This is a genomic window from Bradyrhizobium sp. IC3195 (assembly GCF_020193585.1).
Classification (GTDB): Bacteria; Pseudomonadota; Alphaproteobacteria; order Rhizobiales; family Xanthobacteraceae; genus Bradyrhizobium; species Bradyrhizobium yuanmingense.
Map to the genome: position 1 here is coordinate 512,748 of NZ_JADYVG010000001.1, position 24,436 is coordinate 537,183.

General features: G+C 64.2%; 30 protein-coding genes. 16 read left to right on the forward strand and 14 right to left on the reverse strand.

The genetic code is table 11. The features are described from left to right. Nucleotides 1-3: 3 nt before the first annotated feature. The 3 genes from I6F09_RS02375 to I6F09_RS02385 form a co-directional block, all read right to left on the reverse strand. A complete protein-coding gene (locus tag I6F09_RS02375) occupies nucleotides 4-1,023 on the reverse strand; it encodes a polysaccharide deacetylase family protein (RefSeq protein WP_225155954.1) in 1,020 nt (339 codons plus the stop codon). Nucleotides 1,024-1,202: 179 nt separating this feature from the next. Then, nucleotides 1,203-1,772, reverse strand: a complete 570-nt coding sequence (locus tag I6F09_RS02380; RefSeq protein ID WP_225150919.1) for a glutathione peroxidase — start codon at nucleotides 1,770-1,772, stop codon at nucleotides 1,203-1,205. Nucleotides 1,773-1,861: 89 nt separating this feature from the next. Continuing rightward, nucleotides 1,862-3,385 carry a L,D-transpeptidase gene (locus I6F09_RS02385; RefSeq protein ID WP_225114137.1) on the reverse strand — a complete coding sequence of 508 codons (1,524 nt, stop codon included), beginning with the start codon at nucleotides 3,383-3,385 and terminating at the stop codon, nucleotides 1,862-1,864. Nucleotides 3,386-3,593: 208 nt separating this feature from the next. Here I6F09_RS02385 and I6F09_RS02390 point away from each other — a divergent pair, with 208 nt between their 5' ends. After that, nucleotides 3,594-4,142: a CreA family protein gene (locus tag I6F09_RS02390; protein WP_036000425.1), complete on the forward strand. Its 549-nt coding sequence runs from the start codon at nucleotides 3,594-3,596 to the stop codon at nucleotides 4,140-4,142. Nucleotides 4,143-4,154: 12 nt separating this feature from the next. On the opposite strand, the gene I6F09_RS02395 is transcribed toward I6F09_RS02390, so the two are convergent. Further along, on the reverse strand, nucleotides 4,155-4,364 hold the full coding sequence (locus I6F09_RS02395; RefSeq protein WP_311735374.1) for a hypothetical protein: 210 nt from the start codon (nucleotides 4,362-4,364) through the stop codon (nucleotides 4,155-4,157). Between the two features lie 414 nt (nucleotides 4,365-4,778). Between I6F09_RS02395 and I6F09_RS02400 the strand changes: the two genes are divergently transcribed. Next, complete coding sequence (locus I6F09_RS02400) at nucleotides 4,779-4,943, forward strand: hypothetical protein (RefSeq protein ID WP_167361658.1); 165 nt, start codon at nucleotides 4,779-4,781, stop codon at nucleotides 4,941-4,943. Between the two features lie 32 nt (nucleotides 4,944-4,975). Then, the gene (locus I6F09_RS02405) at nucleotides 4,976-5,338 is read left to right on the forward strand and encodes a hypothetical protein (RefSeq protein WP_036022768.1); all 363 of its coding nucleotides are present in this window, start codon (nucleotides 4,976-4,978) and stop codon (nucleotides 5,336-5,338) included. Between the two features lie 10 nt (nucleotides 5,339-5,348). On the opposite strand, the gene I6F09_RS02410 is transcribed toward I6F09_RS02405, so the two are convergent. Beyond that, the gene (locus I6F09_RS02410) at nucleotides 5,349-5,594 is read right to left on the reverse strand and encodes a DUF6719 family protein (protein ID WP_225155956.1); all 246 of its coding nucleotides are present in this window, start codon (nucleotides 5,592-5,594) and stop codon (nucleotides 5,349-5,351) included. Nucleotides 5,595-5,661: 67 nt separating this feature from the next. Further along, nucleotides 5,662-7,131, reverse strand: coding sequence for a PLP-dependent aminotransferase family protein (locus tag I6F09_RS02415; protein ID WP_225187373.1), 1,470 nt, complete (start codon nucleotides 7,129-7,131; stop codon nucleotides 5,662-5,664). Nucleotides 7,132-7,205: 74 nt separating this feature from the next. Between I6F09_RS02415 and I6F09_RS02420 the strand changes: the two genes are divergently transcribed. The 7 genes from I6F09_RS02420 (at nucleotide 7,206) to I6F09_RS02450 (ending at nucleotide 13,698) form a co-directional block, all read left to right on the forward strand. Continuing rightward, complete coding sequence (locus I6F09_RS02420; RefSeq protein ID WP_225187374.1) at nucleotides 7,206-7,931, forward strand: pyridoxamine 5'-phosphate oxidase family protein; 726 nt, start codon at nucleotides 7,206-7,208, stop codon at nucleotides 7,929-7,931. A 54-nt stretch (nucleotides 7,932-7,985) separates the two neighbouring features. Further along, nucleotides 7,986-9,263, forward strand: a complete 1,278-nt coding sequence (locus tag I6F09_RS02425; RefSeq protein WP_036000410.1) for an ArgE/DapE family deacylase — start codon at nucleotides 7,986-7,988, stop codon at nucleotides 9,261-9,263. Nucleotides 9,264-9,506: 243 nt separating this feature from the next. After that, nucleotides 9,507-10,319: an alpha/beta hydrolase gene (locus I6F09_RS02430; RefSeq protein WP_225155959.1), complete on the forward strand. Its 813-nt coding sequence runs from the start codon at nucleotides 9,507-9,509 to the stop codon at nucleotides 10,317-10,319. Nucleotides 10,320-10,350: 31 nt separating this feature from the next. After that, a complete protein-coding gene (gene kynA, locus I6F09_RS02435; RefSeq protein WP_036033884.1) occupies nucleotides 10,351-11,190 on the forward strand; it encodes a tryptophan 2,3-dioxygenase in 840 nt (279 codons plus the stop codon). An 8-nt stretch (nucleotides 11,191-11,198) separates the two neighbouring features. Next, nucleotides 11,199-12,401 (forward strand): kynureninase, encoded by a 1,203-nt coding sequence (kynU, locus tag I6F09_RS02440; RefSeq protein ID WP_225187375.1) that lies wholly within the window; start codon nucleotides 11,199-11,201, stop codon nucleotides 12,399-12,401. Nucleotides 12,402-12,541: 140 nt separating this feature from the next. Continuing rightward, the gene (locus I6F09_RS02445; RefSeq protein WP_036000401.1) at nucleotides 12,542-12,940 is read left to right on the forward strand and encodes a PaaI family thioesterase; all 399 of its coding nucleotides are present in this window, start codon (nucleotides 12,542-12,544) and stop codon (nucleotides 12,938-12,940) included. Between the two features lie 152 nt (nucleotides 12,941-13,092). After that, nucleotides 13,093-13,698: a GNAT family N-acetyltransferase gene (locus I6F09_RS02450; RefSeq protein ID WP_225187376.1), complete on the forward strand. Its 606-nt coding sequence runs from the start codon at nucleotides 13,093-13,095 to the stop codon at nucleotides 13,696-13,698. Nucleotides 13,699-13,778: 80 nt separating this feature from the next. On the opposite strand, the gene I6F09_RS02455 is transcribed toward I6F09_RS02450, so the two are convergent. The 4 genes from I6F09_RS02455 to I6F09_RS02470 all read right to left on the reverse strand — a co-directional run bounded on the left by I6F09_RS02455 (nucleotide 13,779) and on the right by I6F09_RS02470 (nucleotide 16,407). Further along, nucleotides 13,779-14,078, reverse strand: coding sequence for a hypothetical protein (locus I6F09_RS02455; RefSeq protein WP_036000395.1), 300 nt, complete (start codon nucleotides 14,076-14,078; stop codon nucleotides 13,779-13,781). Between the two features lie 95 nt (nucleotides 14,079-14,173). Next, nucleotides 14,174-14,860: a DUF2161 family putative PD-(D/E)XK-type phosphodiesterase gene (locus I6F09_RS02460; protein WP_057029000.1), complete on the reverse strand. Its 687-nt coding sequence runs from the start codon at nucleotides 14,858-14,860 to the stop codon at nucleotides 14,174-14,176. A gap of 98 nt (nucleotides 14,861-14,958) precedes the next feature. Continuing rightward, complete coding sequence (locus tag I6F09_RS02465) at nucleotides 14,959-15,639, reverse strand: SDR family oxidoreductase (protein ID WP_225155962.1); 681 nt, start codon at nucleotides 15,637-15,639, stop codon at nucleotides 14,959-14,961. A gap of 24 nt (nucleotides 15,640-15,663) precedes the next feature. Then, nucleotides 15,664-16,407 (reverse strand): tyrosine-protein phosphatase, encoded by a 744-nt coding sequence (locus tag I6F09_RS02470; protein WP_036022792.1) that lies wholly within the window; start codon nucleotides 16,405-16,407, stop codon nucleotides 15,664-15,666. A gap of 86 nt (nucleotides 16,408-16,493) precedes the next feature. Here I6F09_RS02470 and I6F09_RS02475 point away from each other — a divergent pair, with 86 nt between their 5' ends. Continuing rightward, the gene (locus I6F09_RS02475; protein WP_225114128.1) at nucleotides 16,494-16,820 is read left to right on the forward strand and encodes an MliC family protein; all 327 of its coding nucleotides are present in this window, start codon (nucleotides 16,494-16,496) and stop codon (nucleotides 16,818-16,820) included. Nucleotides 16,821-16,930: 110 nt separating this feature from the next. On the opposite strand, the gene I6F09_RS02480 is transcribed toward I6F09_RS02475, so the two are convergent. Continuing rightward, nucleotides 16,931-17,134 (reverse strand): DUF2735 domain-containing protein, encoded by a 204-nt coding sequence (locus I6F09_RS02480; RefSeq protein WP_036022780.1) that lies wholly within the window; start codon nucleotides 17,132-17,134, stop codon nucleotides 16,931-16,933. A 539-nt stretch (nucleotides 17,135-17,673) separates the two neighbouring features. On the opposite strand from I6F09_RS02480, the gene I6F09_RS02485 reads away from it, so the two are divergent. From I6F09_RS02485 to I6F09_RS02495, 3 genes are all read left to right on the forward strand, one after another. Continuing rightward, a complete protein-coding gene (locus I6F09_RS02485; RefSeq protein WP_036000382.1) occupies nucleotides 17,674-18,708 on the forward strand; it encodes a glutamine synthetase beta-grasp domain-containing protein in 1,035 nt (344 codons plus the stop codon). Between the two features lie 193 nt (nucleotides 18,709-18,901). Then, a complete protein-coding gene (locus I6F09_RS02490) occupies nucleotides 18,902-19,603 on the forward strand; it encodes a GrlR family regulatory protein (RefSeq protein WP_225114157.1) in 702 nt (233 codons plus the stop codon). Between the two features lie 69 nt (nucleotides 19,604-19,672). Beyond that, nucleotides 19,673-20,494, forward strand: coding sequence for a tetratricopeptide repeat protein (locus tag I6F09_RS02495; RefSeq protein ID WP_225187377.1), 822 nt, complete (start codon nucleotides 19,673-19,675; stop codon nucleotides 20,492-20,494). A 102-nt stretch (nucleotides 20,495-20,596) separates the two neighbouring features. On the opposite strand, the gene I6F09_RS02500 is transcribed toward I6F09_RS02495, so the two are convergent. Beyond that, nucleotides 20,597-21,049, reverse strand: coding sequence for a hypothetical protein (locus I6F09_RS02500; RefSeq protein ID WP_036022783.1), 453 nt, complete (start codon nucleotides 21,047-21,049; stop codon nucleotides 20,597-20,599). 303 nt (nucleotides 21,050-21,352) lie between these two features. On the opposite strand from I6F09_RS02500, the gene I6F09_RS37670 reads away from it, so the two are divergent. Continuing rightward, nucleotides 21,353-21,778 (forward strand): hypothetical protein, encoded by a 426-nt coding sequence (locus I6F09_RS37670; protein WP_346730103.1) that lies wholly within the window; start codon nucleotides 21,353-21,355, stop codon nucleotides 21,776-21,778. After that, the gene (locus I6F09_RS37675) at nucleotides 21,730-22,050 is read left to right on the forward strand and encodes a hypothetical protein (protein ID WP_346730104.1); all 321 of its coding nucleotides are present in this window, start codon (nucleotides 21,730-21,732) and stop codon (nucleotides 22,048-22,050) included. The genes I6F09_RS37670 and I6F09_RS37675 overlap by 49 nt, the downstream gene beginning before the upstream one ends. Before the next feature lie 97 nt (nucleotides 22,051-22,147). Here I6F09_RS37675 and I6F09_RS02510 read toward each other — a convergent pair whose 3' ends face one another. Then, nucleotides 22,148-23,044, reverse strand: a complete 897-nt coding sequence (locus I6F09_RS02510) for an alpha/beta hydrolase (protein ID WP_036022786.1) — start codon at nucleotides 23,042-23,044, stop codon at nucleotides 22,148-22,150. 126 nt (nucleotides 23,045-23,170) lie between these two features. After that, nucleotides 23,171-24,259 carry an alpha/beta hydrolase gene (locus tag I6F09_RS02515; protein ID WP_036022787.1) on the reverse strand — a complete coding sequence of 363 codons (1,089 nt, stop codon included), beginning with the start codon at nucleotides 24,257-24,259 and terminating at the stop codon, nucleotides 23,171-23,173. Nucleotides 24,260-24,436: the final 177 nt, after the last annotated feature.

Genomic DNA, 24,436 nt, shown 5'->3' on the forward strand with positions numbered 1-24,436 from the left:
CTACTATTCGGAAACGGTGGTCACCACCGAATTGACCGGGCGCTGACTCACCGTCGGCAGCTTGAGGTCCTTGAGCAGCTCCTGGTCGTATTCCGGCAGCGTCGAGGCCGGGAACTTGGCGCGCATCGCGACCACCTTGTAGCCGCCGGCCTTCAGCCGCTTGAGCAGCTCGGGTAGGGCCTCCGCGGTGTGCTTCTGGAAGTCGTGCATCAGGATGATGCCCTTGCCCTTGGTGTCGAGCTTCTTCATCACGGTCTCGACGATCTTCTCGGGCTTGGAAGCCTTGAAGTCGAACGAGTCGATGTCGCAGGAGAAGCTCGCGACATTGCGGTTGCCGAGATAGGTGACCATCTCGGGCGGATGCTGCAGCGCCGGGAAGCGGAAGAACGGCGCGGGCGAGATGCCGCCGAGCGCCCACTTCACCGCCGCGAAGCCCTTCTCGATCTCGTCCTTGCGCTGCGCTTCGTTGAGCTTCTTGTTGTTGAGGTTGGCGTGCGACCAAGTGTGGGCGCCGACGGTGTGGCCGGCTGCGTAGACCTGCTTGAGGACCTCCGGCTCGTAGGTCGCGTGCTTGCCGATGATGAAGAAGATTCCGGTGGTGCATTCGTCCGCGAGCGCCTTCAGCACCGCGGGCGTGTTGCGCGGCCAGGGGCCATCGTCGAAGGTCAGCACGACCTCCTTGTCACGCAGGAAGTCGAGCTCCTTGAAGTGCTCGAAGCCGAAGCCGGGACCACCCGTGGTGTCGATCTCGACCGTGCGGGCGACGCCGAGGGCGCCCGGCGTGTTGCAGGCCGCGCGGGCCGGCTGCGGCGGCTGTTTCGGCGGGGGCGGATTGACGAAGCCCGCTGGCGCCGCAGCCGCTGCTGCGGGCGCTGGACCTGGGGACGTTGCGGCCGCTGGTGTTGCCGCCGGCGCGGCTTGCGGTGCGGCCGCGGGCTTCGCGGCCGGCGTCTGCGACCATGCGGCGCCGGAGAGCGCCACCGACATCGCACCTGCTAAAATCAGTCCTGCCGCCACGCGCATGGTGATGTCCCTCGAGATTGATCCCGTTGTTCCGCCGTGGCTTTTCGCCTGCGGCAAAAACCGTCCTGCCCAAAACAATCCTAGCCTAGATGGTGGGCCATCGCCATTGCAACGGCTGTTTGATGCCGCGTCGCAATTGTGCCCAGCCGGATGGCGTGCACTTGAGTCGTGCACGTGAGTCAAGTGTCGGCCAGGGCCCTTGCAATCGCGGTCTTGATCCGCGTGTCGGCCGGATCGACGGCGGATGGAAATACCTCCGCGATATAGCCGTCGCGGCCGATCAGGTATTTGTGGAAGTTCCAGCGCGGAACTTCCTTCGGTCGGGCTTCCGCGGCCCATTTGTAGAAGGGATGCGCCCTCGCACCGACCACCGCAGCCTTGGCCGTGATCGGGAAGGTAACGCCATATTGGTGGTGAGCGGTCTGCGTGATCTCGCTGCTGCCACCGGGCTCCTGGCCGCCGAAATCGTTGGACGGCACGCCGATCACGGTGAGTCCGCGCCCGCGAAACTCGTTCCAGATTTCCTGCAGGCCGGCATATTGCGGCGTGTAGCCACAGAGCGAGGCCGTGTTCACCACCAGCAGCGGTTTGCCGGTGAACGTGGCGAGGCGGATGTCGTCGCCTGACAATGCGGGGAAGGAGAAGGCGTAGGCCGAGATCCGGCTCATGGCGCCATCGGCGAGGGCGCGCGTGACAGGCGCGAACGCGCCCGCAAGCGTGACGCTCAGCACGGTTCTGCGATTCATCATGACGGCGTCCCCCGAGATGATCCGAGGGCAGATTACTCCGCCACTGCGGCCTCGCGCGTCAACACCGCGTTATCGGTCCTGCGAGAGAGCTAGTACAGGCGGACGATGAAGTCGGTACCTTCGCCGGTCTCGCCCTGGTTGATGCCCTGGTCGGAGACGATGATCGAGCCGCCTGACGTCAGCATCTCGTTGATTTTCGCCATGGTCTCAGTGGGGACCGAGATGCGGTTGAGGGCTTCGGCTGGGCTGTCCGGCGTCACCACCGGTTTTGCGGCGACGGGGATCACGGCGGCACCGCGCTGGCGGCGCGCCACGCGGTTGTCGTCCTCGCGCGCCACGGAACGGGCGGACACGGGCAGCGACACCACCGACCAGTGCAGCGTGTTGGCATCGGCCTTGTCGAGCTCGGCGGTGAAGACATGCGTGCCGAGCGGCCGGTCGCTCGCGGCGATCGTGACAGGCACCTCGAACAGCGGCGCAAAATTCTGCCGCACATAGAGCTTGGAATCCTTGCGGCTGATGAAGACGGCAATCTGGCCGGCCCGCTTGGGTGTGTCCGGCTTTGCCGCCGGCGCAGGATCGGTGAGGCGGCCCTCGTCCTTCTTTGCATCGGGTGCGGTGGCGAGCGCCGGCGCATCGGGTGCCTTCGCGGCTTCCGTTTTGACCGGGTCGACCTTGTCGGCAGGCTTGTTCTCGGTCGCCGGCTTGGCGGCGTCTTCGGACGCAGGCTTGGCCGCTTCGGCCGTCTTGACCTCGTCGGCCGTCGCCGCGGCTTCCTCGCGCGCAGCCGCATGGCCGGTGGTCACGTCCGACAACACGGTGTGGCCGACCGAGGTGCGCAGCTCGACCACGCTGTCGGCGCTGGCCGTCTTGGTCTCGACCGGCTTGGCTTCGGTCGTGCCCTTATCGGCCTTGTCAGCGACATTGGTCTGCGGCGCGAGGCTCGCGGCGGGCTGCGGCGGCACGCGCATGGAGGCGAGCACGGGATGGGAGAAGCTTTGCGGCGACACCTGGCCGGGCGCCACGATCACGCGCGCGCCCATCCTGGTCCAGTTCCACATCTTCATCGCGAACGCCATGGGCATGCGGATGCAGCCATGCGAGGCCGGATAGCCCGGCAGCGCGCCAGCATGCATCGCGACGCCGGACCAGGTGATCCGCTGCATGTACGGCATCGGCGCGCCGCTATAGAGGTTGGAACGGTGGAATTTGTGCTTCTGGATGATGCTGAACACGCCCATCGGCGTCGAGTGGCCCTTCATGCCCGTCGACACCGGTGATTCCGCGAACACGCCGGCTTTGTCGTAGACCGTCATCTTCTGCCGGTCGATCGAGACGACAATGACGAGTGGCCCTTGCGGCTTGGTGCCGGCTTCCTTCTCGACAACGACGTCCTTCTTGCTTGCGGCGCCGCGCTTTTGCGGCTTCTGGCGCGGTATTTCGGGAAGCCGGTTCGGCCGGGCGTAGTAGGGCCGGTCGGAATAGTCCGTCCAGTAATAAAATGCTGCGTTTGCTTCGCTGGTTGCGCCGATCGCACCCGCCGCCGTCAACATGGCGACCTGCCACAGCCGTGCCGGCTTGGCAGGCGAACCCCACCCGTTCACGCTGTTCATCCTCGAATCCATTATCCAAATCAGACGTTAGTCTCGCAAAGGGGATACGCGTTCACCAGCAGCGCGGTTCTGCCATCAGCTACTTTTGTCCAAGGCGTAGCAAAAAAGCCTCACGGAGCGGTAAACGGCGGCCGGGTCCGCTCCTCTGCCGCCTTCCTGACCGCCGCTTGCGTTCCTACATTGCGGGGACTTGTTAGCGGAGAACTTCATGTCATCTCGTTTCCCCGGTCTTTCGAGCATCCGTCTGAAAGGCCTCGCTTTATTCCTCCTGGCTCTGACCGCGCCAATGGCGTCGGCATCTGCGGCCGACGAACCTGATCTGATCTTCCGCCGCTCTACCGTGTTCAAATGGATGAGCCCGAACGACAAGCTCGCGACCTATGGTCTCGACGATCCCGAAGTCGAAGGCGTCGCCTGTCATTTCACGGTGCCGGAGAAGGGCGGCTTCAAAGGCTGGCTCGGCCTTGCCGAGGAGGTCTCGGATATCTCGCTGGCCTGCCGCCAGGTCGGTCCGGTCAAGTTCAAGCACAAAATGGAGCAGGGCGACGACATGTTCCGCCAGCGCCGGTCGCTGTTCTTCAAGAAGATGCAGATCGTGCGCGGCTGCGACGCCAAGCGCAACGTGCTGGTCTACATGGTCTATTCAGACAAGCTGATCGAAGGCTCGCCCAAGAACTCGACCTCGACCGTGCCGATCATGCCGTGGGGACCGGCGGACGCAAACGTCCAGAAGTGCGGCGAGTTCTTCACGCAATGAGGCGCTCCGCGTTCACTCCTGCAACGCGCTCGCGTTCACCCGGCGGCGATCGCGCGGCGTCGCAAGGCGCGATCCGGTCAGTCGCACGAACGTCTGCGGCGCCGCCTCGAGGCCGCGGCTCGATTGCAGCGCCATTGCGCCGGTGCTGCCGCGAATGATCGGTTGATCTGCGCGCTCCGTCGGTGGATTTTCATCGCGCGGCGTTGCGCGATTTCCCGCCATCATGGCCATCCCTCACGTGAATGCGCCCGATGATCCGGGCGTCTCGGTTTCGATGGCTTGGGTCGTTGCTGAACCAATTCCGGTTCGACAGGATCCAGCCTTCTTTTGCCGCCCTTTCAGCAGAAAACGTAAAATGCATGTGAAGCGCGCGCGGCGGCCGCGTGACAACGCCTGGGCGGGGTGCACGTCCGTGCCGGCGCCGGAACTTGGCAGGCGACTTTGGCCTGCCGCCAGACCTATCTGAAATAACTGGCATTTTCCGAGAATTGTTTCGTCGCCGTGGCCGGGACGAAACAATTCTCACGAAGACGAAACCATTTTCAGTTTTTCGCGCATCACGCGCGAAACCGCCCATGGTTATCAGGCTGATAACGACGACGGCGCACCGCCGGTCACAGAATTGGGACACAGATCATGCGCGCGCTCAGCTTCATCCTTGCTTTCGGTTTCGTGCTCGCCGGCTCCTCGTTGGCGGGTGCGCCCGACGGCAATCTCCCCGGTGTCGGTACCTTCCAGTACAGCGGCTCGCCCGTTGCGGTTCCGGCCGCTCAGCCGATCATGGTCGCCGCGCGCTTCTGACTGCACACAACGAAACAGCCGGCAAAACTATCATGTTGCTTCGTCTCTGCGCCGCAGCGTTCGTGTCCCTTCTGACGATCAACTCCGTTCAGGCGCAGGTCCGCTCACCTTCCAGGCTACCCGATCCGCGTGGCGAATTCGTGCGCCAGTGTGCGCCGCACATGCTCGGGCGCTGGCAGCATCCGGAAGCGGTCTGCGGCTGCCTGCACGATCACGCCGCCGCGGCCGTCGAGGATCGCGATCTGCGCGAAGCGCTGCTGCGCGGCATCAGCGAGACCGGCGTGCCCACCATCGAGACAGATTGGGTACCGGCCTCCAAGCACAGCGAGATCGGCCCGACCTTCACCAAGATCGCCAAACCGACCCTGCAGTGCATGTTCGATCCGGCGAAATAGTCCTGGATCCTTACTTCGTTTTCGGTCCGTGCCGGGGCACGCAGGAACTCGTGCGCGAGACTCCCTTGTCGGTCATCTTCGCGCCGCGCACTTCCCTGAGCTGACCGGCGGGGCAGGTTCCGTCATCCACGTGCACGCGCTGGCCGAGCTTCAGATCGCCGATATCCTGCTCACGTCCGACTGTGGCAGCGCGTGCCGTCGAGACAAGCGCGATGGAGATCAGCAGCGAGAGGCAGGTCGCGTGGCGCAGCAGCATGATGTGAGGTCCCGGAATCGATGCCGCAATCTAGGGAGCGGCGGGCGATTCTGATAGTGAAGCTTCGTCAGGCCCGGCGGGCCGGTTTTCCTTTTGCGGCCAAGGCTGCGCGCGATTCCCTCGCGAGACGTTCCGCGGACGCCACGAGCTGCGGCACGGGATGTCCGGAAAATCCCAGCACGAAGCCGGGCAGGGGACGCCCGCGCGAATAGGTGTCGGCCAATAGCCAGCCTTCGGCGCCGGCCGCCTGCTTGGCCAGCGCCGCCACCGCCGGATCGACGGCAGGATCGAACCGGGCGACAAGATGCAGGCCTTGTGAGGGCACCGGCACCGAAAGCGCGCCACCGGATGCGACTTCCAGCCTCTCGGCGAGCACGTCGCGCGCCTCGCGATAGAGTTTCCGCACGCGCTTCAGATTCGCGGCGAAGGCGCCGGAATTGAGCATGTCCGCCACCGCGCCCTCCATCAGCGTGCCGGGAAAGCGGTCGAGCGCCGCCCGCGCCGCCGTCACCTCCGCGATCAGGCGTTCGGGCAGGGCGCAATAGCCGATGCGCAGGCCCGGAAACAGCGTCTTGGCAAAGGTGCCGAGATAGATCACGCGCTGGAGCCGATCGATGCCGGCGAGCGACATCAGCGGCGCGCCGTCATAACGGAACTCGCTGTCGTAATCGTCCTCGAGCACGAATGCGCCGGCCTGTTTGGCCCAGTCCAGAAGCTCGAGCCGTCGCGGCATCGACATCTGCACGCCAAGTGGAAACTGGTGCGACGGCGTAACGTAGGCCGCGCGCGCGGACGGTGCCGCGATGCGGCCTTTGGCGACGCGCATCCCGTGCTCGTCCACCGCGACAGGCACAGTGCGATAACCGCAATGGACGATGGTTTTTCGCGCGGCGGGATAGCCCGGGTCCTCGCACCAGACCTGGTCGCTGGATTTCAGGATCGCGCTCAGCACGATGCGCAGCGCGTGCAGCGTGCCCGAGGTCAGCATGATCTGGTCGGGATCGCAACGCAGCCCCCGCGCCGACAACAGATGGTCGGCGATCGCCACGCGCAGCTCGCGGCTGCCGCGAGGGTCGCCATAATGCAGGTGCTCGGTTCCGAATGCGCGCATGCGGCGGCCGACGAAAGCGCGAAAACGCTGCACGGCGCGTTCGTCGATATGGGTGCAGCCAAGCGCAAACGCGCCTTGCTTTGGCGCTTCGAGAACGACCTTCGGCTTGTTCGGCTCGGCGGCGCGCTGGGGTATACGCGCCGCGACGAACGTTCCGGAGCCGACCGTCGCGTCGGCAAAGCCGTCGGCGATCAGGCGCTCATAGGCGGTGACGACGGCGTTGCGGCGGAAGCCGGTCTGCCTCGCCAGCGTGCGCGACGGCGGCAGCGGCTCGCCCGGTCTGACCAGGCCGGAGACGATCATCTCGCACAGCGCCTGATAGAGCCGGTGCGCCGCGGAAGCGCCGGCCGTGACGTGAGGGCTGGTGAGGTCGAGCGGAAGCTCGGGCTTGGCTCGGGAGGACGAATTGGTCGGAATTTTTTGCATGGAATTGGAACTATCGCAGACCAAATGCGCCGCTACAACTGCTCCGGATTTCTTCCATCCGAGCAGGAGCGGCTGTGAGCCAGACCGAGACCTCGAATTCCTATCCGACATCGGCACGCAACCAGGTGAAGCGCCGGCACGACCGCGGCTTCTATGATCACGACACGGTTCATCGCATCCTGGATTCCTCGATGCTGTGCCACGTCTCCTACGCAATCGACGGCCAGCCCTATTGTACGCCGACCTTCTTCTGGCGCGAGGGCACCAGGCTGTATTGGCACGGATCGAGCGCCAGCCGCATGCTGCGCAACCAGAGCAAGGGCGAGCGCGTCTGCCTGACGGTCGCCCATCTCGACAGCCTCGTGCTGGCACGCTGCGGCTTCAACCATTCCGCCGACTACCGCGCCGTGATGGCGTTCGGCACGGCCTATCTCGTCACCGATCCTGATGAGAAGGAGCGCGCGGTGATCGCCATGGTCGATCGCTTCTTCCCGGATCGCACCGCCGGCCTGCGACCGAGCACCACGCAGGAAATCAAGGCGACGTCCTTCATCGCAATGGAAATCGAGGAAGCCTCGGCCAAGATCCGCGCCAAGGGCGTCGCCGACGATGACGAGGACTATGCGCTGCCGGTCTATGCGGAGCGCATTCCGGTCCGCACCGTGCTCGGCGCCCCCGAACCGTGCCCGCGCCTGCTCGATGGTGTCAGCCGGCCTGCGACTCTGAACGGCTATTCCGAAGGCCGGCTGCTCGAAGATGCATTGCGGGATGCATATTTTCTGGAGTACCCGAACGGCTGAAATCGGCTAGTTTGCGCGCTCCCTGGGACCATTGGAATGTCTGGAGTCGCCCGAATGAATGCCGAAACGCAGCAGAGGATTCTTGACGCCGTCGACAGCGGCTTCGAGGCTCAGCTCGCAACCACCCGCGATTTCGTCGCGATCCCTTCGACCCGCGGGGCGGAGGGACCATGCCAGGACATGATCGGCGATCTCCTGCGCGAACGCGGCTACGAGGTCGACGACTGGCATATCGACGTCGAGGATTTGAAGGATCTGCGCGGCTTCGGTCCGATCGAGCACGACTTCTCGAAAGCGCGATCCGTGGTGGGAACTTACCGTCCGAGAACCAATGGCGGCAAGTCGCTGATCCTGCAAGGGCACTGCGATGTGGTGCCGGCCGGTCCGCTGGAATTGTGGGAAACGCCGCCATTCGCGCCGGTCATCAAGGACGGCAAGATGTTCGGCCGCGGTGCCTGCGACATGAAGTCCGGGACGATCGGTGCGCTCTATGCGCTGGACGCGATCAAGGCCGCGGGCTTCAGGCCGACGGCGCGGATCCATTTCCAATCGGTCATCGAGGAGGAGAGCACCGGTGTCGGCGCACTCTCGACGCTGCAACGCGGCTATCGCGCGGACGCCTGCTTCATTCCGGAGCCGACCGGCGGCAAGATGGTGCGCTCCCAGGTCGGCGTGATCTGGTTCCGCCTCCGCGTGAAGGGGCATCCGACCCACGTTGCCTTCGCAGGCTCCGGCGCGAACGCGATCATGGCGGCATATCACCTGATCCAGGCGCTGCAAAAGCTCGAGATCGAATGGAACGAGCGGGCCAAGGCCGACCGTCACTTCAAGACGCTCGACCATCCCGTCAACTTCAACGCCGGCATCATCAAGGGCGGCGACTGGGCCTCGAGCGTGCCGGCCTGGTGCGATGTCGACTGCCGGATTGCGGTGTTGCCGGGCTGGTCGATCGCCGATCACCAGAAGGAGATCATGGCTTGCGTCGCCGCCGCTTCGCGCAACCACCGCTTCCTCGCCAACAATCCGCCGCAGGTCGAATGGTCCGGCTTCCTGTCGGAAGGCTATGAGCTGACCAACGCCGCGGAGCCCGAGGCTGCGTTCGGTAAGGCCTTCAACAGGGTCTATGGCGGTACGCCAGAGGACCTCGTCTTCACGGCGCTGACCGACACGCGCTTCTACGGCCTCAACCACGGCATCCCGAGTCTGTGTTTTGGTGCCAGCGGAGGCGAGATGCACGGCTTCAACGAGTTCGTCGACCTGGAGTCATTGAAGAAGGCGACCAAGGCGATGGCGCTGTTCATCGCGGAATGGTGCGGCGTGGAGAAGGCGTAGCGGTCTCCCCATCGCCACTGCGGTAGGGTGGGCAAAGGCGCACTTGCGCCATGCCCACCACCTTTCTCTCGGATGAACCAAGATGGTGGGCACGCTCCGCTTTGCCCACCCTGTACCCTCGTAGCGGTCGCTGCCCAATCCACCGGCTCCCTCAATCCTTTAAGCTTAAAAGAAAGACTAGGATGCCGCCCTGACCGGTGGCAGACTGGCTTCGGTTCGTCGGACGAGTCCTCGGGAGCAACGATGCGCGATTGGGATGACGCTTACGCCAATTCGGCCCACATCTCGGGCTCGGACAAGATGCCGGCGCTGTGGGCGGAGCGGGCAGCGGCCTACCGCGCCGGGCTGAAGAAATTTCGCCCCGACATCGCCTACGGCGCCGGCGAGCGCCAGAAGCTCGATCTGATCCTGCCTGACGGCGACAGCAAGGGTCTCGTCGTCTTCGTCCATGGCGGCTACTGGATGCGCTTCGACAAATCGACCTGGACCGATCTCGCCGAAGGTGCGCGGCACCATGGCTGGACGGTGGCGCTGCCGAGCTACACGCTGGCACCGGCTGCCCGCATCTCCGATATCACTGCGGAGATCACTGCCGCGATCGCCAAAGCGGCATCGCTCGTCTCGGGGCCGATCCGGCTCGCCGGCCATTCCGCCGGCGGCCATCTCGTCACGCGCATGCTGTGCGACGACAGTCGGCTCGAGTCCGCCGTCTACAACCGCATCGCCGGTACGCTCTCGATCAGCGGCCTGCACGACTTGCGTCCGCTCCTGAAGACGGGAATGAACGAGACGCTGCGCATGACGATGGAGGAGGCGACGCTGGAAAGCGCGGCGCTGCATCTGCCACGAGGGCATTCGCCCGTGACGGCCTGGGTCGGCGGCAGCGAGCGGCCCGAATTCATCCGCCAGTCCGATCTGATGGCGAACATCTGGACCGGCTTCGACGTGCCGACGCACCTCGTCGTCGAGCCCGGCCTCAACCATTTCACGGTGATCGACGGGCTCAAGGATCCGTCGTCACAGATCACCGCGCGCCTGATCGGCCTCGATGAATGAGACCAGGGACGATCGATCGAGAGGGCCAGCCATGACGTCCAGCGATTACGATCCCACAAGCGAAGGCGCCGAGACCGATTTCACCCGGCGCATGTCCTACGGTGATTATCTCGCGCTGGACGCGATCCTCGGTGCGCAGCATCCGCTGTCGGAGGCGCATGACGAGATGCTGTTCATCATCCAGCATCAGACCACGGAACTGTGGATGCGGCTCGCCATCCACGAGCTCGCGGCTGCGCGCCGTGCGATCTCACGGGATGAGGTGCAACCCGCGATGAAGATGCTGGCCCGGATGTCGCGTATCTTCGAGCAGCTGAACGGGGCCTGGGACGTGCTGCGCACAATGACGCCCAGCGAGTATACCCGCTTCCGCTCGCAGCTTGGACAATCCTCGGGCTTCCAGTCGCGGCAATACCGGCTGATCGAATTTCTGCTCGGCAACCGCAACCACGCCATGCTGAAGCCGCACGCGCACGATGCGGAGACGATCAAGCTGCTCGAAGCCGAGCTCGCGACGCCGAGCCTCTATGACGAGGTGCTGCGGCTTGCCGACCGCAACGGGCTCAAGATGCCTGCTGCGGTGCTGGCGCGCGACGTTCGCGAAACCCACAGCTTCAACGAAGGCGTGCTGCAGGCATGGCGGATCGTCTACGAGGCGCCGGAAACCCACTGGATGCTCTACGAACTGGCCGAGAAGCTGGTCGATTTCGAGGACTATTTCCGGCGCTGGCGCTTCAACCACGTCACCACGGTCGAGCGCGTCATCGGCTTCAAGCGTGGTACCGGCGGCACTGGCGGCGTCAGTTATCTCAAACGCATGCTCGAGGTCGAACTGTTTCCCGAACTCTGGCGCGTGCGTACGATTCTGTAGGGATGTCCATGACCCGGCTTCGCGTCTACGACGATACTAGAGCCTTGTTCCATTTGCCTGACGGCGTGATCTATCTCGACGGCAACTCGCTGGGTGCGCTGCCGCTGGGCGTTGCCGAGCGTGTCAACCGCGTGATCACCGAGGAATGGGGCAACGAGCTGATCCGCGCCTGGAATAGTGCAGGCTGGTATGTGCAGCCGCGCCATGTCGGCGACCGCATCGCGCGGTTGATCGGCGCGGAGGCCGGCTCGGTCATGGTCGGCGACACGCTGTCGCTCAAGGTCTATCAGGCGCTAGCTGCCGCGCTCGACATGAGCGTCTCGCGCAAGGTGATCCTGTCGGATACCGGTAACTTCCCGACTGACCTATACATGGCCGAAGGCCTGATCGCGACGCTCGGACGGGGCCATCAATTGCGCCTGGTAGCACCGGAGGAGATCGAGGACGCATTGTCTGAGGAGATCGCCGTTCTGTACATCACCCAGGTCGACTACCGCACCGGCCGCCGCCACGACATGGCGAAGTTGACAGCGAAAGCGCATGCGCTCGGCATCGTCACGGTCTGGGATCTCGCCCATTCCGCCGGCGCGCTGCCGGTCGATCTCACCGGGAGCGGTGCCGATTTCGCCGCGGGGTGCACCTACAAATATCTCAACGCCGGCCCCGGCGCGCCGGCCTTCCTCTATGTCGCACCGCGCCATGCCGACGGCGCGCGCGCCGCGCTGTCGGGGTGGATGGGCCACGCAAAACCGTTTGCTTTCGAGCTTGCCTATGCGTCCGCGGGCGGCGTCGAGCGCATGCGCGTCGGCACCCCGCCGGTGCTCGCCATGGCGGCGTTGGAGGCCTCGCTCGATATCTGGGACAAGGTCGATATTACCGAGGTTCGTGCGCGTTCGCTGGCGCTGGGCGATCTCCTGATCGGTGAAGTCGAGCGCCGTTGTCCGCAACTCAAGCTCGTGACGCCGCGCGACCATGAGCTGCGCGGCTCGCAAGTCTCCTTCGCCTTCGCCGGCGGCTACGCCGCGATGCAGGCCCTGATCGCCCGCGGTGTCGTCGGCGACTTTCGCGCGCCCGACATCATGCGCTTCGGCCTCGCGCCGCTGTACATCGGCGAGAGCGAGATCGTGCGGGCCGCGGAGATCATCGAGGAGGTGATTTCGGGGGAGGTGTGGCGACGGCCGGAGTATCAGGTCGTGCATGCAGTGACGTGAGGGTGGTCTCGTGCCCCGGACGCAGTGCAGCGCTTCCCGGCTCTGCGCGCCGATGTCAGCATCGCCATTACCTCGGACGTCATTGCTTTGCGGCTTGAAGCAATTCACGTTGAGCCAACAAGAAGTTGGGAGGAGATCCGATGACGCCGCTCGAGAAACTTAAAGCGATGAAGATGCCGTTCGCCGAACTCAAGGGCGTCGAATTTGTCGAGGCGGAGAAGGACCGCGTGGTGGCGCGGATGACGGTCCGGCCCGAACTCTGCACGCTTCACCACACCATCCACGGCGGGGCCGTGATGGCGCTGGCCGATTCCGTCGGCGCGGCAGCGACCGTGATCAATCTGCCCGAGGACGCCAAGGGTACGACCACGCTGGAGAGCAAGACCAATTTCATCGGTGGGGCCAAGGAGGGGGCCACGGTCATCGCCACCGCGACCCCGGTGCACAGGGGTCGGCGGACCCAGGTCTGGACCACCAGATTGGAAACCGAGGACGGCAAATTGGTTGCGGTGGTGACCCAGACCCAGCTGGTCCTGTGAAACTATGGGACTTTGATTTTATTAACGAATTGGTCGCTTCGGTGCCCGAAACTTGGGCAGGTCTCCGTCTTGAAAATCATGGTGCGATGCACAATATAGGAGGCCTAGGGATTCGAACGCCTCCTCGAGGGAACACCAAGAGGAGTTCTGACGTGGTACTTGAAGACGCCGTCCGTACCGTTCCCGGCTATGTGCGGACCCTGATCCAGCAGGAAGAATTGCCGCTCCTGCGCGATCACCTGCTGAGGCTTGATGCCGGCAGCCGGCACGACCGTTTCAACGGCTTTCTCGACGACAGCTTCATCGAGCGCTACGCCGCCCGCTGTGCCGAGGACGGCACCGTCATCGTTGCCTATATCGTCGAAGGCGTGGTGCGCGGCGCGGCCGAGCTGCACCCGCCGGAGGACGGTTCCTTGCCGGAGGTCGCCTTCAGCGTGGAAGCCTCCGCGCGCCGCCAGGGCGTCGGCACCGTGCTGTTCCGCCGCCTGATCGCAGAGGCCCGCTGGAAGGGCTACAAGCAGCTGCGCATCACGACGGGCGCGGACAATCATGCGATGCGGGCGCTCGCCAGGAAGTTCGGGGCCCATCTGGCTTTCCGCCATGGTGAATCGACCGGCACGATCGACCTCGCCAAGTCGCCCGAGGCCGAGCTTGCCGATCTCGCGGCCTCGCCGTTCACGGCCGGGCGCGCGCTTCTCAGCTTCAACAGCACGTGCTGGAAGCTGATCTCGAGCATGTACGGCAATCGCGCCGCATAACCGGGAAATTGCGGACAGGAATCAAAAAGCGGACCGGCCAGGCCGGTCCGCTTTCGTGTTCGGTGCGATGAAAGGAATGCTCAGCTGCGCGTGCCGGCGCCGAAGCGGCGGACGACGCGGCGTTCGACCACGACGGAGCGCTGCGCGCCCTGTTCGCCGGCGATCACGCGGGTGGCGGTGATGCGGCTGTTGGAGCGGGCCTGCTTCTTCACCTCGGCCTGGACGACGTCGAGCGGCATCCCCATCAAGGCTGCGGCGATCTCGGCCTGCTGCGCCTGGTCGTCTGTGATGCCGACAGCGGCGAAGATCGCCTCGTCCAGGGTCGGGGGATCGTGGCGGACGCGCCGCGTGCCATATTTGGTATTCCAGTCTGCGCTCATAACGGCCTCATCTTGATGCCGGGATACCTAGTGCCGCCAATGTTGCATTGCAATATGAAATCGGTGCGGCATCTCAGCTATGCACCGGTCTGGTGTCACAGCGGTGACGCAGCACCTGCGCCGACCTCCACCCGTTGCTGAGGCCAACGTTTCAGGGCGGCGTGTCCAGCTTCGGTGAGCCGGTAGATTCCCCGCTCCGTGCGTTCGAACCAGCCATACACATTGTTAAGCAAGATCTTGCCGGCATCGGGGCAGCGTTCGCGCAGCTCGCGCACCGGCTTCGGCCCTTCGGCAAGAGCCGACGCGCAGGCCAGTGCCTGCTGGCGATAGGCCGTCATGATCGGTGCGCGGGTGCTGCCGCCGAGCACGGGGTCGCCCTGGCGGCGCTGATGCTCGGCGACGAGACGCGAGCGCACCTTCGGCTCGCGGCGCGGCGCCGCGGTCGGCGGCTTCACCAGCACTTCGACCTGGCCGCGATCGGTCACGCCGAGCATGCCGAAGCCGAGGCGGCGGCAGAGATTGCGATAGCGTGCGTCGCTCTCGCGTCCCTTGCCCCGCGCGGACATCTTCGCTGCGATCCAGACCTCGTCACCGGCCGGCGCGCGATCGACCGCCTGCAGGATCAGCTCGAGATTAAAGGCAAGCTTGAGCTCGCCGATCACCACCACTGGCGGATCGCCCGCGCTGAGGCCGACGAGATCGCAACCACCGATCTCGCCCTTGACCGTGAAGCCGAGCTCTTCGAGGAAGCGTTTGACGGGCAGGTAAAGCGCGGTTTCCAAGGGACGTCCGATCGGAGAATCAGTTGCAGCCAGTCTAGAGCGTTCTCGGCCCCGATTGAATCGGAGCCGGTGCCTCTAACGTTTTGATCGGAACGCGACTACACCCGGCCACCGACCGGGATCAGGGCGCCCGTGACGCCGCTCGCGGCATCGCTGGCGAGGAACAGGATGACTTCGGCGAGCTCCTGCGGCGTTACCCATTTGGAAAAGTCGGCTTTCGGCATGTCGGCGCGGTTGGCCGCGGTGTCGATGATCGAGGGCAGCACCGCGTTGACGGTAACCTTGCCCTTCCACTCGTTTGCGAGGGCCTCGGTCAGGCGATGCACGCCGGCTTTCGACGCGGCATAGGGGCCCATCCCGTTGCCGGCCTGCAGTGCGCCCATGGCGCCGATATTGACGATGCGGCCGGCCTTGGACTTGGCAAGGTGCGGCAACGCCGCACGCGAGGCGTTGAGCGCGGTCAGCACGTTCAGCGCATGCATGCGCTGCCACGTCGCGATATCGCCGTCGCCGACGGTCTCGAAGGCAAAGCCGCCGGCGATGTTGATCAATGCGTCGAGCCGGCCGAAATGCTTTGCCGCCGCATCGACGGCCGTTCTCGCCTGCGCTGGGTCGGACAGGTCAACGCCCCCGATGTCGATGTGGTCAGCGCTTGCGGCGGTTTGCGAAGGTGCGTGATCGATGCCGGCCACGCGCGCGCCGCGTACCAGCGCCGTTTCTGCGACCACCTTGCCGAGCGCGCCGCCTGCGCCCGTCACGATCAAGATCTTGCCTTGCATGATCGTTCTCCCGGCACAGCCGCCCTATGCTTGCAGATAGCGCGCCTTCAGCGCGTCTCGCTCTGCCGTGCCGAGCTTGAGCCCGTCGCGCAAATAGGTTTCGAGATCGCCATATTCGCTGCCGACCGCTTCGAAAGCGGCCGCAAGGTACGAGGCCTCGACGCTGCCGATCGCGTCGAGGACGTCGGCGGGCAGATCGAAGACGTTCGACGGGTCGCGCTTGTAGTGCCGGTTGGTCAAGAGATAATCCTCGGCAATGACCTCGTCCGCCACGCCGAGCGCATGCAGGATCAGCGCGCTGGCGAAGCCGGTGCGGTCCTTGCCGGCGGTGCAGTGAATCACGAGCGGCGCGCGATCTTCCAGCAAATGACCGAACAGCGCGCGGAAGCTGTGCGTGTTGTGGCGCACATAATTGCGATAGGACTCGCGCATGAGCTCGAGCGCCACGGCCGCGGTCAGCGTGCCCTTCGCGAGCTCGGCGCGCAGCCCGGCCACGACGGTCGGTTCGATCGGCAGCGAATGCACCGTGATCTCGTCCACGACGCAGATGCCGGCCGCGCGCTCCTCCAGGCCACGGAAATCGAACGCGCTGCGCACGCCCAGCGCGCGGACGACCTCGATGTCGGCAGCAGTGAGCTGGCCGAGATGGTTGGAGCGGAAGATGTGCCGCCAGCGTGTGGTGCGGCCATCAATGGTCGGATAGCCGCCGAGGTCGCGGAAATTGCTCGCACCCTGAAGGGCGAGATGGCGGGCGGGGGAGTCCTTCAGGGAGGAGTCTTGCATGGGATGAGCTTGGGTTATGGTTCCACCGGATGCACGTTTGGCGTCCTTGCGGTCTATTACAGGGGGCGATCATGGGCCGGCACAAGGCCATTGTTTTGACGGTCAGCATGCTGGCGGGCGCAATGCTCGGTGCGCGGCAGGCCGATGCGCAGACCTTCCAAACCTACCGCTGCGCCGATGGTACGCAGTTCATCCTAGGCTTTTATGACCACGACAAGCGGGCCTTCGTCCAGATCGATGGCCAGCCGGTTACGCTCGCCAAGCGGCTGGCGGTTTCGGGGATGCGCTATTCGGGGGCGGGAGTCACGCTGAGGATTCCCAAGACCGGGCCCGCTACGGTCAAACACCTGAAGCGGCCGGTTACGGCCTGCGCGGTGGTCGACAAGCCCGGGATCTAGGCGCGGGCGCGCCTGGAATCAAAAAGGGCCGAAACGCCGTTGTTTCGACCCTTTTTCAAACTGCCGCTGCCGCTTGCGAAAGCCCGGCACTGTCAGACCAGCAGCTGGCATCAGCGTTCCCATTTGGGCTTGGCTTCGTCGACCGCATCCTGGTGATACCAGCTGTCGCTGCAGATCGAGACGTTCGCGGGCAGCGAAGCCTGATCGGCGGGAAGGCGGGTCTCGCCATAGCGGCGTCCGGCGAGGGCCGCACGGCCGCCGACGGGGAATTGGTAGATCTTTGCAGATCCGTGACTCAGACCATTGTTCATCATTGCGATTCTCCTTGGTCGAAGCGCCTTGGCCTCCATGGTGCGCCCGACTCGTTCGATTGTGGTTACTGGAATCCCCATATCGGCCGCTCATCCCCGATTGGAAAGTGCTGAAAAGGAAATCAGTTTCCGCTCAATTTGTAGGCAGGAAGCCTTCTGCATCCTCCAAGGCACGCTACCGCTGACCAACGCGTGGGCCATTCCGAAGGTTGCTGAGGAGGGGTGGGGGAGTTTGCGAAAGTTACCGGACGTTGATGCGCGTTTCATCGGCAATGCGCGGTCGGCGTCCGCTGCTTCTAAATCGGGCGTTTTCCGCCGGATTTTTGCAGCGCAGCTTCGGGCCAAGGTGCGCGGCTATGACGCACGGTGCCGTGGAGGGCCCGTCTGTGGCGAAGAGAAGCCGGAAGCGGTGGAAAACCGCCCGTACTGCGGCCTTTTGGCACGCGAAATGCTTGGGAAAGGCTGGCCGATGATGGCCGGGTACAAACGTGCGGGGGCCCTCCCGGGCCCCCAACCTTTCGCATCATCTACAGAGAGGCTCAATGACCAAGTACAAGCTCGAGTACATCTGGCTCGACGGATATACGCCGACTCCGAACTTGCGCGGCAAAACTCAGATCAAGGAATTCGCGTCGTTCCCGACGCTCGAGCAGCTTCCGCTCTGGGGCTTCGACGGCTCCTCCACCCAGCAGGCCGAAGGCCACAGCTCCGATTGCGTGCTGAAGCCGGTCGCGGTGTTTCCGGACGGTGCGCGCACCAACGGCGTGCTGGTGATGTGCGAAGTCATGATGCCCGATGGCAAGACCCCGCATCCGTCCAACAAGCGCGCCACCATCCTGGACGATTCCGGCGCCTGGTTCGGCTTCGAGCAGGAATACTTCTTCTACAAGGACGGCCGTCCGCTCGGCTTCCCGACCGCCGGCTATCCGGCGCCGCAAGGCCCGTACTACACCGGCGTCGGCTACTCGAACGTCGGCGACGTCGCCCGCAAGATCGTCGAAGAGCATCTCGACCTGTGCTTGGCTGCCGGCATCAACCATGAAGGCATCAACGCGGAAGTCGCCAAGGGCCAGTGGGAATTCCAGATCTTCGGCAAGGGCTCCAAGACCGCTGCCGACCAGATGTGGATGGCCCGCTACCTGATGCTGCGCCTCACCGAGAAGTACGGCATCGACATCGAATTCCACTGCAAGCCGCTCGGCGACACCGACTGGAACGGCTCGGGCATGCACGCCAACTTCTCGACCGCCTATATGCGCGAAGTCGGCGGCAAGGAGTATTTCGAGGCGCTGATGGCCGCCTTCGAGAAGAACCTGATGGACCACATCGCCGTCTACGGCCCGGACAACGACAAGCGTCTGACCGGCAAGCACGAGACCGCGCCGTGGAACAAGTTCAGCTACGGCGTTGCCGATCGCGGCGCCTCGATCCGCGTTCCGCACTCCTTCGTCAACAACGGCTACAAGGGCTATCTGGAAGACCGCCGTCCGAACTCGCAAGGCGACCCCTACCAGATCGCTTCGCAGATCCTGAAGACGATCTCGTCCGTGCCGACCGACAAGAAGGCCGCGGCCTAAGATCCTCCCGGCCCGGGCTGGGGGCTGGCCCGGGTTGGCTTTCAATCCGCCGGAGCGAAGGCTCCGGCGGATTTTTGCATTTTGATGACAACCGTTCCTGTGCCTGCCGACCCGGGCGCCGCGAAACTTGTCCATCGCCGCCGAAAGCGGGATAGAGTGCATCCGGATGCGCGCAGGGCCGGGGACACGGCTGGTGATTGAAGGCTTCTACAAAGTCAGATTTCAGCTCGGCGATACCGTCGGCCGCAGCGTGATGCATGCCGGCGACGGCAAGATGCTCGGCGGCAATTCGGCCTTCGCCCATATCGGCACCTATGAGAAGACCGACAGGGGCGTCGACATCGTGATCAAGACCGTCCGCCATAATCCCGATCCGAGCTACCGCGCCATGGCAGGCACCGACGATGCAACCCTGATCGCGAAGGGCTGGGCCGACGGCGATCTCTATCGCTTCAAGGGCGAGCTCAAGGAGTTGCCGGGCGTGCCGTTTCAGTCGCTGATGACGCCGATCACTGACGAGGAGGTGCCGATCGCCGGCGGCGTCGGCGAAGCCGGCATCAGCGACGGTCTCTACTCCATCCATTTGCGCATGCTCGACGGCCTCGACGGCGGACTCACCGGCGTGATGCTGCTGAACCAGGGCCGCATCCTCGGCGGCGATGCGGCTTTCTATTATCTCGGCAGCTACACCGCCGCGAAGGGACGCTGGAAGGGCCAGATCCTCAACCAGGAGCACACGCCGGCCAAGGACGATCCGATCTTCGGCGGCCACGAGGTCGGCATCGGCTTCTCCGGCAGCTATGACGCGGAGCAGGCGGTGCTGGAGGCAACCGCGCTGGCCGGCAAGCGGAGCTTGCGCCTGACCGCAGCGCTCAAGCTGATGCATCGCGCCTGAGCCACCCATCGCAGACGCGAACCGACTTGAGCCTTGAATTTGCCGGGCCACAGACGCAACGTGACGATCATGCGGACTTTCCTCCTTGCCATGCTCTTTGCGCTCGCCGCGCCCCTGACGGCGCAGGCGCAATCGGCCGACCTCGTGTTGTGTGACCGTCTCGCCGCCGATCCCAGCGATCCCGACAAGCCGGCTGACGTGAAGGGCGTAACCGACATCGCGGCGTCCGACGTCGCGACAGCGATCAAATTCTGCAAGCAGGCGGCAAATTCCTCGCGGCGTGCGATGTTCGCACTCGGCCGCGCCTATGCGGCCAACCGGCAGACCGCAGAGGCGATCGCGGTCTGGCGCAAGGCGGCCGACAAGGGATCCAGTGCGGCCATGGTCGAGCTCGGTGTTACCTACGCCACCGGCTCGGGCGTCGCCAAGGACGAGGCGCAGGCGCGTAAGCTTTTCGAGAAGGCGGCGCAGGCCGGCAACCCGCGCGGCGTCAGCAATCTCGCAGCGCTCGGTGGCGCAGGTGGCGCCGCGCCGGCCGATCCCGCCCAAGCCCGTGCGCTGCTCGGCAAGGCCGCCGAGACCAATGCGGAAGCGCAGTACCAGCTCGGCCTGATGTTGTCTGAAGGCGATGGCGGCGCAAAGGACGATGTCGCGGCGCGCGCGCTGTTCGAGAAGGCGGCGGCGCAAAACCATCCAGGCGCGCTGGAGCGGATGGGCGCCTTCGCGCAGGAGGGGCGCGGCGGTGCGAAGGACAAGGACGCCGCAAAGGCCTACTACGAGCGCGCCGCCGCGCTCGGCGACGAGGATGCCAAGAAGGCGCTGGAGCGCATTCGCTGTCCCTATGCGATCAAGGACAAGCAGGGCAGGCTGGTCACCACGCTGTGCTTCTAAAGCGCGATGCGATCAGGATGAATCGTCATCGCGCTTTAGCCTATTGTTTGAGCATGATCTTTTCGGAAAACCGCTTCACACTTTTCCGGATCATGCTCTAGTTCACTTCATGTAGTAGGCGAGATCGTTGCGGGCATCGCGGTAGGTGGTCTCGAGATAATGCGGATATTTCCGCGCGGCCTGTTTCACCGCGCGCGCCACGCAATCCTCGAAATCGCCGTTCCAGTCGAAGTGCTTGTTGTAGGCGTCTTCGAATTTGACCGCCGTGATGATGGCTTGCCGGATCGCCTGATCGTCGGCGCGCGGATGAGCGCGCTTCACATAGCCGAACATCGGCCCTTCATGGGCGTGGGCGCGTTCATGGCGGTACTGGATGATGAATTCCTCCGGCGAGAAGGTGCGATTGACCCGCACCTCTTCGGCGGTGGGGCGGCCCGCGATGGCCTCCAGACGGTAGCGTTGGCGCCAGAGCGCGTAGGCGGCATCGAGCAGCGGCTGCTTCGCGGCGCCGGCGATGATCGCGCTGAGCTCGTCTTCGGCTGATTGCGTGTCCATGCGCGATTGGTCGTGCGTCCGTGGGGGCAGGTTCGAGCCTGGCACCGGTCGGCCGAGGAGCTTTTTTCGGAGGCCGGCAAACAAACCTCCAAAACAACCCCATGCATAGTAGCCAAGTCCCTGAAAACATTGACTGCGGGTTTTACGAAGTGGAGTTTTGACCCGTCGGGCAAAACAGGGGCATAATGGCATCATGGCGGGCGAAGGTCCCCGGGGTGGCGATGCGCGGAAAAGCCGGTGGCTTCGCTGTGGCGTCGATGCTAGGTAGCCCGCGATTCATTCTCAATTTGCAGGTTCAGGACGTTGCTGGACGGGCTCTACAAGGTTGAATACGGCGTCAACGATGGGTTCGGCTGCAGCATCATGTGCCTGCACGACGGCAGGATGCTTGGCGGCAATTCGGGCTTCGCGCATCTCGGCAGTTATGTCGAGCGCGACGGCGAGATCATCGCCCAGGTCATCACCGAGCGGCACAACCTCGACCCCAGCTACAAGCCGCTGATGGGCGCCGACGTCGCCTCGATCGGAGCGCGTGGCCGGCTCTACGGCAACCAGATCCGTCTCGAGGGCGGTGCGGACACCATGCCCGGCGCCAGGTTCTGGGCCAATCTCACGCGCCTCGACGACGAAGGCTTGCCGCCGAGCGGAACGGTCAGACCGGGCGGCATGGGCTCTATGGGATGGGCTTGCGCGCGCTCGACGGCGTCGATGCTGGACTGTCCGGCGTGATGCTGCTGATCGACGGGCGCATCCTCGGAGGCGATGCGTTCTTCTACTATCTCGGCGCCTATTCCTCGGCGGACGGCCGCTGGAAGGGCGAGATGCTGAACCAGGAGCACACGCCGGCGAAAGGCGAGAACCCGGTGTTCGGCGGCCTCGAGGTCGGCATCGGCTTCTCCGGGACCTGCACGGAAGACAGCGGCGAGCTCGAAGGCATCGCGCTCGCGGGAAAGCGGAGCCTGCGGCTGACGGCGTCGCTCAAGCTGATGCGAAGAGCGTAGGGCGCCGATCGTTCTGTCGCGTCTGCTCCGGAGGCGACAATCAAGTCGCGCATCTGGATGTCCGCATTGGGCCATAGGCGCCATTAACCAACCACACCTAGCAATTAGCAAGAAAGCGCCGAACCAGTTCGGCGACCTTATCGGTCGCCTCGTCCAACGCGAAATGACCTGCTTCAAGCAGGTGGACCTCCGCGTCAGGCACATCGTCGACGTACGCAGTTGCCCCCGCCACGGTGAACGAAGGATCGTACTTTCCCCAGACCACTAGCATCGGTGGCTGAACTTCGCGAAGCCATTTCTGCCAGCGCGGATAGGATGCGACGTTGCTGCGATAGTCCAGGAACAATTTCGCCTGAATATCCGCCTGACCCGGACGGGAGAGAAACGCGTGCTCGTCGGTCCAGCTATCCGGATCATACCGCTCGGGATGCGGGCTGGTCCCGACATGCCGCAGCCGGGTTGCCTCCAGCGAGGTGAAATTGGCCTTGAGGTTATCGAGTTCGCCGGCCGGATCGGCCCAGTACCTGCGGCGGGCGTCCCACAGCGAACTCAAACCCTGCTCATGCGACACCGCGTTCTGGACAACGATGCTGCGCACCCGTTCGGGATGAGCGAGCGCTAGGCGGAAGCCGACGGGCCCGCCATAGTCCTGAACGAACAGGACATACTTGGCGAGGCCGAGCTTCGTCACAAACGTGTCCATGATCTGCGCGAGCCGGTCGAACGTATAGGTGAAATCGGATGTCGGCGGCGCGCTGCTGTGACCGAAGCCGGGATAATCAGGCGCAATCAGGTGATATCGATCGGCAAGGAGCGGCAGCAACGGCTCCCACATCCGCGATGAGGATGGAAAGCCGTGCAGCAGCAGCACGGTCGGCGCATCGACCGACCCTGCCTCCCTGTAGAAGATCTCGAGGCCTTCGATCTCGATGCTGCGATAGGCGATCGACTGTCGTGTCGAACGCAGATCGCGATTTGTTGCCCGCACGCTCATACCGATCTCCTAACCATAGAGAAACGGCGGGCTGAATTGGATCAGCATGAGCAACGCGATGAGGGCGAGTGCCGCCAGAACACTTGTCTTGCGCATGGTCACATTCTCCTCGTTCGCTCGACGGGATCAGGCTTCGCCATCGACATCGATGATCGCCCCTGCGAATGCGCGCGGCGCCTCCTGGGGCAGATTGTGCCCAATGCCGCCCGAGATGGTCCGATGCTCGTACTTGCCAGAGAATTTTTTGGCGTAGGCGGCCGGCTCCGGGTGCGGCGCGCCGTTGGCGTCGCCTTCCATGGTGATTGTAGGCACGGCGATGGCAGGACCCTGCGCGAGTTTCGCTTCGATGTCCTCGTATCTAGCCTCGCCATCGGCAAGCGCCTGCCGCCAGCGGTAATTGTGAATGACAATCGCGACATGATCCGGATTGTCGAAGGCGCTCGCGCTGCGCTCGAAAGTGGCATCGTCGAAATTCCACTTCGGCGACGCCAGCTGCCAGATCAGCCTGGAGAATTCCCGGCGATACTTGTCATAGCCGAGCTGGCCGCGCTCCGTGGCGAAATAGAACTGGTACCACCATTGCAGTTCCGCTTTCGGCGGCAGCGGCATCTTGCCGGCCTGCTGGCTGCCGATCAGATACCCGCTCACAGATACCATCGCCTTGCAGCGTTCCGGCCACAGCGCCGCCATGATGTTGGCGGTCCGCGCGCCCCAGTCGAAGCCGGCGACAACAGCCTTCTCAATCCTAAGCGCATCGAGTAAAGCGATCATGTCTAGCGCAATCGCCGAAGGCTGACCGTTGCGAAAGGATGTCGGGGAGAGAAACCGCGTCGATCCGTAGCCGCGAAGATACGGGATGATCACGCGATAGCCGGAGCCGGCGAGCAGCGGCGCGACATCGACGAAGCTGTAGATGTCATAGGGCCAGCCGTGCAGCAGCAGGACCGCGGGTCCATTTGTCGGGCCGGTCTCCACATAGCCGACATTGAGCAGGCCAGCATCGATCTGCTTGAGGGCAGAGAAAGCCGTATTCGTGCCCGGCTTGATCGCTGGTAGGCTGCCCGATTTCGTCCGGTTGAGATCCGCATCGGCTGCGGCGGTCAGCTTGGTAAGGCCAGCCTGCGAGGTGCCGGCCAGAGCAAATTGAGCCGTGGCGAGCGTCATCGCGGCGGTGCCGAAGAAGTTGCGGCGCTGAACGTCGATCTTGTCTGACATGGTAATTTTCCTGTCGTTGGCCCGTCCAGCTTTCGGTCGAGCTTGGTTGCGAGCTCACTGTGCAACGACACGGCGATTTCCGCCCGTTAACTGATGTTATTTGGCGCGAAACGGCGCCATTCCGGCGGTTCGCATGCCGGTCCAGCCTTCCGCGGGCGGCCATTAACATCGCTTTAC

Coding starts and splice junctions, on each gene's coding strand:
- I6F09_RS02495 (WP_225187377.1), top strand. CDS start 19,673: ATGCGGACTTTCCTCCTTGCCATGCTCTTTGCGCTCGCCGCGCCCCTG.
- I6F09_RS02375 (WP_225155954.1), bottom strand. CDS start 1,023: ATGCGCGTGGCGGCAGGACTGATTTTAGCAGGTGCGATGTCGGTGGCG.
- I6F09_RS02415 (WP_225187373.1), bottom strand. CDS start 7,131: ATGCAAAAAATTCCGACCAATTCGTCCTCCCGAGCCAAGCCCGAGCTT.
- I6F09_RS02515 (WP_036022787.1), bottom strand. CDS start 24,259: ATGTCAGACAAGATCGACGTTCAGCGCCGCAACTTCTTCGGCACCGCC.
- kynA (WP_036033884.1), top strand. CDS start 10,351: ATGACGTCCAGCGATTACGATCCCACAAGCGAAGGCGCCGAGACCGAT.
- I6F09_RS02480 (WP_036022780.1), bottom strand. CDS start 17,134: ATGATGAACAATGGTCTGAGTCACGGATCTGCAAAGATCTACCAATTC.
- I6F09_RS02510 (WP_036022786.1), bottom strand. CDS start 23,044: ATGAGCGTGCGGGCAACAAATCGCGATCTGCGTTCGACACGACAGTCG.
- I6F09_RS02410 (WP_225155956.1), bottom strand. CDS start 5,594: ATGCTGCTGCGCCACGCGACCTGCCTCTCGCTGCTGATCTCCATCGCG.
- I6F09_RS02465 (WP_225155962.1), bottom strand. CDS start 15,639: ATGCAAGGCAAGATCTTGATCGTGACGGGCGCAGGCGGCGCGCTCGGC.
- I6F09_RS02385 (WP_225114137.1), bottom strand. CDS start 3,385: ATGAACAGCGTGAACGGGTGGGGTTCGCCTGCCAAGCCGGCACGGCTG.
- I6F09_RS02475 (WP_225114128.1), top strand. CDS start 16,494: ATGGGCCGGCACAAGGCCATTGTTTTGACGGTCAGCATGCTGGCGGGC.
- I6F09_RS02500 (WP_036022783.1), bottom strand. CDS start 21,049: ATGGACACGCAATCAGCCGAAGACGAGCTCAGCGCGATCATCGCCGGC.
- I6F09_RS02445 (WP_036000401.1), top strand. CDS start 12,542: ATGACGCCGCTCGAGAAACTTAAAGCGATGAAGATGCCGTTCGCCGAA.
- I6F09_RS37675 (WP_346730104.1), top strand. CDS start 21,730: ATGGGCTTGCGCGCGCTCGACGGCGTCGATGCTGGACTGTCCGGCGTG.
- I6F09_RS02380 (WP_225150919.1), bottom strand. CDS start 1,772: ATGATGAATCGCAGAACCGTGCTGAGCGTCACGCTTGCGGGCGCGTTC.
- kynU (WP_225187375.1), top strand. CDS start 11,199: ATGACCCGGCTTCGCGTCTACGACGATACTAGAGCCTTGTTCCATTTG.
- I6F09_RS02430 (WP_225155959.1), top strand. CDS start 9,507: ATGCGCGATTGGGATGACGCTTACGCCAATTCGGCCCACATCTCGGGC.
- I6F09_RS02425 (WP_036000410.1), top strand. CDS start 7,986: ATGAATGCCGAAACGCAGCAGAGGATTCTTGACGCCGTCGACAGCGGC.
- I6F09_RS02455 (WP_036000395.1), bottom strand. CDS start 14,078: ATGAGCGCAGACTGGAATACCAAATATGGCACGCGGCGCGTCCGCCAC.
- I6F09_RS02390 (WP_036000425.1), top strand. CDS start 3,594: ATGTCATCTCGTTTCCCCGGTCTTTCGAGCATCCGTCTGAAAGGCCTC.
- I6F09_RS02395 (WP_311735374.1), bottom strand. CDS start 4,364: ATGGCGGGAAATCGCGCAACGCCGCGCGATGAAAATCCACCGACGGAG.
- I6F09_RS02400 (WP_167361658.1), top strand. CDS start 4,779: ATGCGCGCGCTCAGCTTCATCCTTGCTTTCGGTTTCGTGCTCGCCGGC.
- I6F09_RS02405 (WP_036022768.1), top strand. CDS start 4,976: ATGTTGCTTCGTCTCTGCGCCGCAGCGTTCGTGTCCCTTCTGACGATC.
- I6F09_RS02485 (WP_036000382.1), top strand. CDS start 17,674: ATGACCAAGTACAAGCTCGAGTACATCTGGCTCGACGGATATACGCCG.